At 63.1% G+C, this 6749-nt stretch carries 6 protein-coding genes; 5 read left to right on the forward strand and 1 reads right to left on the reverse strand.

Annotated elements, in window-relative coordinates; translation table 11 throughout:
• Positions 1–22: 22 nt before the first annotated feature.
• A complete protein-coding gene (locus HMPREF0307_RS08945; RefSeq protein ID WP_066491888.1) occupies positions 23–946 on the reverse strand; it encodes a LysR family transcriptional regulator in 924 nt (307 codons plus the stop codon).
• A gap of 66 nt (positions 947–1012) precedes the next feature.
• Here HMPREF0307_RS08945 and HMPREF0307_RS08950 point away from each other — a divergent pair, with 66 nt between their 5' ends.
• From HMPREF0307_RS08950 to HMPREF0307_RS08970, 5 genes are all read left to right on the forward strand, one after another.
• Positions 1013–3070 (forward strand): bifunctional copper resistance protein CopD/cytochrome c oxidase assembly protein, encoded by a 2058-nt coding sequence (locus HMPREF0307_RS08950; RefSeq protein ID WP_066491898.1) that lies wholly within the window; start codon positions 1013–1015, stop codon positions 3068–3070.
• A 220-nt stretch (positions 3071–3290) separates the two neighbouring features.
• Positions 3291–3848 (forward strand): single-stranded DNA-binding protein, encoded by a 558-nt coding sequence (locus HMPREF0307_RS08955; RefSeq protein WP_066491913.1) that lies wholly within the window; start codon positions 3291–3293, stop codon positions 3846–3848.
• A gap of 93 nt (positions 3849–3941) precedes the next feature.
• Positions 3942–5612 carry an energy-dependent translational throttle protein EttA gene (gene ettA / locus HMPREF0307_RS08960; RefSeq protein ID WP_066491926.1) on the forward strand — a complete coding sequence of 557 codons (1671 nt, stop codon included), beginning with the start codon at positions 3942–3944 and terminating at the stop codon, positions 5610–5612.
• Positions 5613–5620: 8 nt separating this feature from the next.
• Positions 5621–6034 (forward strand): acyl-CoA thioesterase, encoded by a 414-nt coding sequence (locus HMPREF0307_RS08965; RefSeq protein WP_141629226.1) that lies wholly within the window; start codon positions 5621–5623, stop codon positions 6032–6034.
• 39 nt (positions 6035–6073) lie between these two features.
• Positions 6074–6700 (forward strand): DUF8185 domain-containing protein, encoded by a 627-nt coding sequence (locus HMPREF0307_RS08970; protein ID WP_066491929.1) that lies wholly within the window; start codon positions 6074–6076, stop codon positions 6698–6700.
• Positions 6701–6749: the final 49 nt, after the last annotated feature.

Below are 6749 nucleotides of genomic sequence, written 5' to 3' on the forward strand. Positions count from 1 at the left end.
TGAACTCTGTGATGGGTGGCGACTAGTGGTACTTACCCTCGGCGCCGACCTCGAGGATGATGTCCACGAGCTGGTTGGCGGCGGGGGAGAGGTCCTTGTCCTTGCGGTAGATGAGGATGGCCTGCATGCCCGGGAAATCGCCCTTGATCTTTTTGAAGAAGACGTGGTCGCCAGCGTGGCGCTGGGCGGAGTCCGGAAGCAGGGCCACGCCGATGCCGCCCGCGACGAGCGGCATGGCGGTCTGCAGGGTGGAGACTTCCTGGATGTGGGCGGGCTTGGACTCGGGGTTCTGGAACCAGGCGGTGCGCAGGAGGTCTGGCAGGCCGGGGAACTCGTCATGGTGCTTAGGGAGGATCCACGTCTCATGCGCGATATCGGCGAGCGAGACCTCGTCCGGGAGATCCTTAAGGCGCTCCGGTACGGCGAGCAGCATGGGGAACTCGGTGACGACGTGGACGACGAGCTGGTCCTGGTGCTGCTGCGCGAAGGCGCGCGGGTCTATGGACGGCATGAGGCCTAGGTCGATGGAGCCGTCGAGGACGCGCTCCAGCGTGATGATGGGCTCGGGGTCTTCGAGGAAGAGCTTGACGTCAGGGGCGACCTCAAACATGCGGGAGAGGACCTCGGGCATAAAGGCCCAGTTGAACTCCGGGGCGGCGTTGATGGAGATGGAGCCAGCGAGGCCGCCGGCAATCTCGCGGATGCGCTGGTCGGCCTCCGTCATGAGGGTTTCCATCTTGATGGCGATCTCGTAGAGGTAGTCGCCCGCCTCGGTTGTGGAGACGCCGGCGCGGCCGCGGGTGAGCAGCTGCACGTCGAGCTCTTTTTCCAGCTTGCGGATCGACAGAGACAGCGACGGCTGCGTCATGTCGAGCGCCGCAGCGGCGTGGGTAAACGACCCGTGGTCGACCACGGACCGGAAGTACGATAATTGTCGCGAGTCCATAGGCAAATATAATGCCATAATTGGAAGTAATGGTCACTTTTCGTGGTGTAACGCTCACGTCGTAGAATGCGACACATGTCTGAAGAGCAGTTGTCCTCCCAGGATGGGGACGGTTTCGCAGTCGCGTCTGCCCCCGCCGCGCGGCGCCGCGCCCGTGGCTCCGCATGGATCTACGTCTGTATTGCCATCGTCGCAGGTATCGCAGCCGGCGGCATCGCGTCCTTCTTCCTCGCGGACTCGCTTAAGGCGCTCGGCATCCCGGATCCCGGTCGTGTGACGACGGTGGGTTTACCCTTCGTTCGTGCCGCCGCATGGATTGCCATGGCCACCTCCGTGGGCTCTTTCCTGGCCTCATCCTTCTTCATTTCCCCGCGAGAACACGACGCTGAGACACTCAACACAGCGCCTCTCACCGTGGATGGACACGTCGCGAAACGGGTTGGCGCGCTTGCAGCTCTGGTCACCGCGGTTCTCGCAGTGCTGGAAGTCCCACTCGTGCTTTCCGATACCACCGGCTCGTCCTTCCTTGAGGTTCTCGACCCCCAGCTGTTTACCTACGCGTTCCCCAATATCTCGACCGCGCAGGTGTGGCTGCTTACTGCGGGCCTCGCGGCTGTGGTGGGCATCGGCGGGCTTATCGCTTCGCGCTGGGGCTCGCAGCCGGTCCTGCTGGTTCTTTCGGTCCTCATGGTCGTGCCGCTGGGCATGGAGGGGCACTCGGCCTCGGGCGGCGACCATGACTACGGCACGAACTCCTTCCTCTGGCACCTCATCTTCATGGTGCTGTGGGTAGGTGGGCTGCTCGCTCTGCTTGCGCATGGCCGTCGCCTGGGACCGGATCTCACGATGGCCGTGCGCCGGTACTCCAATCTGGCGCTCTTCTCCGTCATCGTCATGGTGTGCTCGGGCCTTATCAATGCCGCCATCCGCATCGAATGGTCGGACTGGTTTACCACCCGCTATGGCCTCATTATCGTGGCGAAGTCAGTGCTCACGCTCGTGCTCGCGCTCTTCGGCTTCGCGCACCGCCAGCTCACCATGCCGCAGCTGAAGTCGCGTCCGGAGCTCTTCCGCCGCGTCGCCTTTGTCGAACTGTTGGTCATGGCGCTCACGGTCGGCGTGGCTGGCACCATGGGCCGCACGCCGCCCCCGCCGCCGCGCGATCCCAACCTCAACTCCATGCAGATTCTGTTGGGCTACGAGCTTTCCGAAGCCCCCTCTGTCGCCGGTCTCTTCACTCACTTCCGCTTCGATATCTTGTGGGGAACCCTGGGCCTGTTGCTCGCTGGTTTCTATGCGTACGGGGTCTGGCGCGTACGTCGGCGCGGCCTGACGTGGACGTGGACTCGTACAGCGTGGTGGATGGCCGGCTCCCTGGGCATGACGCTGTTTATGAGCTCGGAGCTGGGCATGTACATTCCCGCGCTCTACTCCATGCACATGCTGGGCCACATGGTGCTGTCCATGGTCGTTCCACTCCTGCTCGCGCTGGGCGCGCCGCTCACCCTCATGATGGAGGCCTGGGAACCTGGATTTGGGCCGCACGAGTGGGCGCTGGCGGCGACGCGCTCGCGGATCGTCGGATTTATCACGCACCCGGCGGTCAACCTCGTGCAGTTCCTGTTCTTCTTCTACATTCTCTACCTGTCCTTTGACCTGTACGAGTACGCGGTCTCCGAGCACGCCGGGCACGTCATCATGAACGCGTGCTTCCTCGTCTCCGGCTACTTCTACTTCTGGGAGCTCGTGGGCCCCGACCCGATCCCGCACCGCCGGCCCACCGGCCTGCGCCTGCTTTTGCTGTTTATCTCCATGCCCATCCACCTCTACGCGGGCGTCTATCTCATGCAGCTGGGCCAGATCCTGGGCGAGAACTTCTACCTTTCCCTCGACCTGCCGTGGAACCCGGACTTCGCCTACGACCAGAAGGTGGGCGGCGGTATCGCCTGGGGCTTCGGCCAGTTCCCGCTCGTTATCGTCTTTGGCACGCTCTTCCTCGAGTGGCTGCGTGAGGACCGCTCCGCGGCGCGACGCCACGACCAGAAGGCGGACCTCGATGGCGACCAGGATTTGGAGGACTACAACGCGATGCTCGCGCGCCTCAACGACGAGGATTACCGGTAGCCAGAACCGGCACGAACGCGCCGGTGAAACTGAGATACCGGTGAGAAAGCCCAATTTCTGTGGATAACTCGTCCCTTTTTGCCCACTCTATTGGGCAACCGCGGGGAGTTATCCACAGCTGCGGTTTTGGGGGTTGGCGCGGCGCATTCGGTGGTTCACGATGGTGCTGCGAGGGAAAATTCTTCCCCGTGTCGACTACCGAATAGAAGGAATAAACCTTATGTCTCAACTACCTGTCACCATCACCGGCCACCTCGTTGCAGATCCGCACATGACGCAGGTCTACAACGGCAACCTCAAGACCACCATGCGCGTGGCGTCCTCGCGCCGCCGCCGCAACCCGGATCCGGAGGGCCCCGAGTGGATCGATACGGACAACCTCTTCATCGACGTCGAGATGTGGGGTGCGCTCGCCCAGAACGTCCGCACGACGCTGCGCAAGGGCATGGCCGTCATCGTCCTCGGCTCGCTTAACACCATTGGATGGAAGGACGAGGAGGGCAAGAATCGCGCCAAGATCGAGGTGCGTGCCAACCAGGTCTCCCTCGAGCTGTCCCACTACGTCGCCACCGGCCTCAAGATCGGCGCCGATGCCACGGTCACCGGCATTCCTGTCCCTAACTTCGAGCACACGGGTCCGGACAAGATCCTGAGCCGGGACGACAATACTGGGAACACGGAGAACTCGGGGGACGCCGGCGCCGATACCTCGGTGGACACGGCGGCGGACGCCCAGGCGGCGGCATCGGAAAGCCGGGAGCCTGCCGCACCGTTCTAGCTCCCAGCCCCGGGGGATGATGTACTCTTTGTGTTGTTTGACGTGTGTGCCCGGGCTGCGGGCACACTCACCCAACCGACGTAAAGGGGAACAATGGGCGAGTTCATCTACACGATGAAGAATGTGCGCAAGGCCATCGGCGACAAGGTCATTCTGGACAATGTCACCATGGCCTTCTACCCGGGCGCCAAGATCGGCGTGGTCGGCCCGAACGGTGCCGGCAAGTCGTCGATCCTCAAGATCATGGCGGGCCTTGATCAGCCGTCCAACGGCGAGGCTTTCATCGATCCGGGCAAGACCGTGGGCATCCTGCTCCAGGAGCCGCCGCTCGACGAAGAGAAGACCGTCCGCGAGAACGTGGAAGAGGGCCTGGGCGATATCTTCCAGAAGAAGCAGCGCTTCGAGGAAATCGCGGAAGAGATGGCCACCAACTACACGGACGAGCTCATGGAAGAGATGGGCAAGCTCCAGGAGGAGCTCGACCACGCGGATGCGTGGGAGGTCGACTCCAAGATCGAGCAGGCCATGGACGCCCTGCGCTGCCCGCCGTCTGACGAGCCCGTCACCAACCTCTCCGGTGGTGAGCGCCGCCGCGTCGCCCTGGCGAAGCTGCTGCTTTCCGAGCCGGACCTGCTCCTCCTCGACGAGCCGACCAACCACCTCGACGCCGAGTCCGTGCAGTGGCTGGAGAAGCACCTCGAGTCCTACCCGGGTGCCGTCCTCGCCGTGACCCACGACCGCTACTTCCTCGACCACGTCGCCGGTTGGATCTGTGAGGTCGACCGCGGCAAGCTTTACCCGTACGAGGGCAACTATTCCACGTACCTGGAGAAGAAGGCGGAGCGTCTCGAGGTCGCCGGCCAGAAGGACAAGAAGCTGCAGAAGCGCCTGAAGCAAGAGCTCGCCTGGGTCCGCTCCGGCGCCAAGGCTCGCCAGGCCAAGAATAAGGCCCGTCTGGCTCGTTACGAGGAGATGGCCGCCGAGGCCGAGCAGTACAAGAAGCTCGACTTCGAGGAAATCCAGATCCCGACCCCGCCGCGCCTGGGCAATAAGGTGGTCGAGGTGAAGAACCTCACCAAGGGCTTCGATGGCCGCGTGCTCATCAAGGACCTCTCCTTCACGCTGCCGCGCAACGGCATCGTGGGCGTTATTGGCCCGAACGGTGTGGGTAAGTCCACGCTGTTTAAGACGATTGTGGGCCTCGAGCAGCCGGACTCCGGCTCCGTCGAGGTGGGCGATACCGTCAAGCTGTCCTACGTCGACCAGGGCCGTGAGAACATCGACCCGGAGTCCACGGTGTGGGAGGTCGTCTCCGACGGCCTCGACTACATCCATGTGGGCCAGAATGAAATGCCTTCGCGTGCCTACCTGTCCGCGTTCGGCTTCAAAGGCCCGGACCAGCAGAAGCCGTCTAAGGTGCTTTCCGGTGGTGAGCGCAACCGCCTCAACCTGGCGCTCACACTCAAGGAGGGCGGCAACCTCATCCTCCTCGACGAGCCGACCAACGACCTTGACGTCGAGACCCTCGGTTCCCTTGAGAACGCCCTCGAGAAATTCCCGGGCTGCGCCGTGGTCATCTCGCACGACCGCTGGTTCCTCGACCGCACCTGCACCCACATCCTTGCCTGGGAAGGCAACGTGGCAGAAGGCCAGTGGTTCTGGTTCGAAGGCAACTTCGGCGATTACGAGAAGAACAAGATCGAGCGTCTCGGCGAGGATGCGGCACGTCCGTCGCGCGTGACCCACCGTAAGCTCACGCGATAGGAGATACGGTGACTGAAGAAAACAAGCACCACATCCATCGTGTGGCCGTGCGCTGGTCAGACTTTGACCGCTACGGCCACATGATGAACGCCAACTACGTGGAAATCGCGCAGGAGGCCCGCCTCATCTACGCCCAGGAACGCATTTTCCCGGACGTTCCGGAGTTCGCGGCCTTCGTGCGCCACCTTGAGCTGGATTACAAGAATCCCATCCAGCCGCAGGGCCTTTCCTCCGTCGAGGTTGAGTCGTGGGTGACCCGTATCGGCAATACCTCGTTCACCACGCGCCAGAACATCCGCGTGCCAGACGGCCCGGTGGCATGTGAGATTGACTGCGTCCAGGTTGCCGTTGATCTGCATACCGGATTGCCGCGCCCGCTCACCGAGCATGAGAAGGAAGTCATCGGAGCTCTTGCCGAGTAGACTCGACGCCACTACACCGTCGAGCACAGGAGGGCCTGCATGTCCACAGAAACGCTGCACATTGAAAGTGGCGCACAAGGACTGCAGGCCCTCTTGGCGCGTGCGGTGGGTCTCGATGCCCAGGCCATCGCACGCCTGCGTCAATACGACCCAGAGACCGTCGAGGTCTTCGTCACGACGCCCTTTGAGGTCGTCGCTGCACGCCGCGTTGCTGGCACCGTGGGGCGGGACGGTGCGTCCGTCTCCGCGAAAGACCTCCTTGATGCGGTCAAGGACGGCCGCGACGAGATTGGCGCCCCGCGCGATGCCTCGTGGCCAGGCGCCCTGCCGCCGGCGTTGGGCTTCCAGCTTCTCGATACCCTCCCGGTCCACGTTGTCCGCGACCTCGCCGACAAAGGTCAAGCCTTGGCCCGGCAGTTCTCAGGCCCTGCCGGTCCGCCGAGCTCGCTCATGAAGCAGACCGTGCTCACCGTCGAAGCTGACGGGACGAGCGTCGACATTCCCATGCGTCTCATTTTCGCGTGCACGAACCTAGGGCTTATCCCGGGCTTTAGCGCGCCGATGAACATCCCGCGCCACTTGCGTGTGGCCGCCCTCGGTCGCTGGGTGCGTGTCGATGCCCCCTTTGGCAGCGTCTACCACTCCTCGCGCCTCTCTCTGTTCTAACGCGAGCCCACCCCTTGGGTGGGCTTTTTTGTTTGCCTATTTGAGTATT

It is taken from the genome of Corynebacterium sp. DNF00584 (assembly GCF_001552965.1).
In the GTDB taxonomy this organism is placed as follows: domain Bacteria; phylum Actinomycetota; class Actinomycetes; order Mycobacteriales; family Mycobacteriaceae; genus Corynebacterium; species Corynebacterium phoceense.